Origin of the sequence: Paenibacillus sp. OT2-17, from assembly GCF_009827695.1 — a bacterium.
In the GTDB taxonomy this organism is placed as follows: Bacteria; Bacillota; Bacilli; order Paenibacillales; family Paenibacillaceae; genus Paenibacillus; species Paenibacillus polymyxa_B.
Genome location: NZ_WUDQ01000882.1, coordinates 1 through 1,011 on the forward strand (window position 1 = coordinate 1; position 1,011 = coordinate 1,011).

Genomic DNA, 1,011 nt, shown 5'->3' on the forward strand with positions numbered 1-1,011 from the left:
CTCCTCTATGTGTAGTATGTAGTTCATACAATTAATCGCTGATACGTTTTCCCCAGATGGAAATTCCCTTTTCATTCATACCTGTGAAAATTAGAGTATGGCGACCGAGCTCCCAGTCCCATGAAGGAAGCAATAACAGTTCTTCCTTTGTTCCTTCGGATGTATCGCTCCAATCCATTGTTAGAGTACGCTTGCCATCAAAGCTCCAGTGACCTTCAAGAGAACCACTGGTTGCCCGCCCTCCATCTTCAAGACGGAGCGGTTCAGCTTCCACCTGACCATCTACTTCCTGCCTTATCACGATGCGCTCCCAGTTGCCGGATAATAGCCTTTTGGGTATATCCTGCTCCTTTTCCCCCGCATAGCGCTCCGGAGAGACGACCGGCCAGCCCTCTGCCGTCCATAATATTTTGCGTACATGCAGGTACGGCCAGCTCTTGTCCGTTTCTCCCCGCGCATGATGTACAATATAATAATCCGCACCGTCCTTCAGGACAGAATTGTGACCTGGCGCAACCCAGCCTTCTCCTTCGCTGAACCGATAACCGCCCAATACCTTGTTTCCAATCTCGTATTGAGGCAAATAGCTGGTATCTGCCATGTCATGTCCATTCATGTCCACATAAGGCCCTGTGATAGAATCTGAGCGAGCAACGCGAACATTGTAGTCCTCGAACAAAGAATCATACGAGACGAACAAGTAGTATTTACGGAACATTGGATTGTACACAATGTAAGGCCCTTCTACAGCACCGTCCTCAGTTGCCCGATCTCTGGCAGCGATATTTTTGCCATAGCCGGACTCTTTAAGCTTTCCAGTCAGGGGATCAAGCGGCGTAATGTAAATACCGCCGAAAAAAGAGCCGTATACCATCCTTGGATTTCCCTCTGCATCCAGCACCGGATTGGCATCAATCGCATTCAGCTTGTCATGCTCTCTCGTTTTAACGACCAGCCCCTCATCCTTCCAAGGGCCTTCCGGGGAGCTGGATGTCTGCAATCCGATCGCAG

Annotated in this window: 1 protein-coding gene; it reads right to left on the reverse strand. The window is 49.7% G+C overall.

Going from position 1 to position 1,011, the window contains the following annotated elements:
* Positions 1-31 precede the first annotated feature (31 nt).
* The coding region (locus tag GRP75_RS27890; RefSeq protein WP_160790995.1) for an arabinan endo-1,5-alpha-L-arabinosidase at positions 32-1,011 on the reverse strand (980 nt) is incomplete at its 5' end.